Origin of the sequence: Haloferula sp. A504 (assembly GCF_044385805.1) — a bacterium.
Taxonomy (GTDB): Bacteria; Verrucomicrobiota; Verrucomicrobiia; order Verrucomicrobiales; family Akkermansiaceae; genus Haloferula.
This window is the reverse complement of record NZ_JBISBU010000166.1, coordinates 1-928: the sequence shown is the minus strand read 5'-3', so window position 1 is coordinate 928 and position 928 is coordinate 1. Positions and strand designations below refer to the sequence as shown.

Annotated in this window: 1 protein-coding gene and 1 pseudogene; both read right to left on the bottom strand. The window is 66.1% G+C overall.

Features of this window, described 5'->3' with window-relative positions; all coding sequences use genetic code 11:
- A pseudogene (locus tag ACG2LG_RS23975) lies at positions 1-305 on the bottom strand (hypothetical protein); the annotation flags it as partial.
- Between the two features lie 92 nt (positions 306-397).
- Positions 398-928 (bottom strand): transposase family protein (locus tag ACG2LG_RS23970; RefSeq protein ID WP_396263411.1); only part of this gene is annotated, 531 nt, incomplete at its 5' end.

The following is a 928-nucleotide window of genomic DNA, read 5'->3' as shown; positions in this document are numbered from 1 at the left end:
GCCCGGTCCTCCCGCCAGCAGGTCGCGTCGCGTTTCCAGTGGTTGAGGTTCTCCACGCTCCAGTGGTCGCGGATCATCTTGCCGATCTGCGCGGCGCTCTTGCTGCCGTAACGGTGCGAGGTGCCAAACAGGCGCACCGACATCTGGGGCTCGGCACCCGCCTTGGCCTCCCGGTAAATCCGGGTGAGCTTCACCACCTGCGCGATGTGCGGGAACGGGCTGACATCACTCTCCACCGGAGCCAGGGTGAGGTCCCGGATCTCGAAGCGACCGTGACCGCGCTCAAGCTCGCCGACCAGGTCCACGGGACGACCCTCCAGCAGCCTTTCGGCGTATTTGCGATACTCTTCCTGGTTGTCCTTGATCGCCGCGAGGTTGTCGCCGCCGAACTCGTGGATCAGGAGATTGGTTTTTTTTGAGTATGCAGGGCGTCAGCGGTGACCGTGGCGTTTTCGAGGAAGTCGCCGCTTTCCCGCAGCAGCCTCTGGGCAACGGGAAGTTCGCAGTCGTCTTTCTTGCCGCTGTAGCTGGCCATCGCGACGGGCCGCCCGTCCTCGTGGCGGCAAAGGGTCACGATGGCGCCCAGCAGGTGACCGAGGTCCTTGCCGTCCAGCGCGAGGCTCTTGGGCAGCTTGTCCTGATGGGCCGCCAGCCAGGAGTTCAGGGCCCGGGCCAGCGCCTCGGGATCGACTCCGTTGATGAAGTTGTTGATGGCGTCGTAGCTCGGCATGACCAACCGGCCATGCTCGTTGCGGACGTTCAGCCCGATGGCCTTGCGCTGTGTCTGGCTCAGCGCGGCGGCGCGTTTCCAGACGGCCTTCACGTCGGGCGCGCCGCACAGCAGGCCGTGGGCGATGAGGCCGAACATCGCGACTTTCGCGTAGCGCCGCGAGGTGGCCGCGCGGTGGTCGGGCACGAGGTGGAAGGC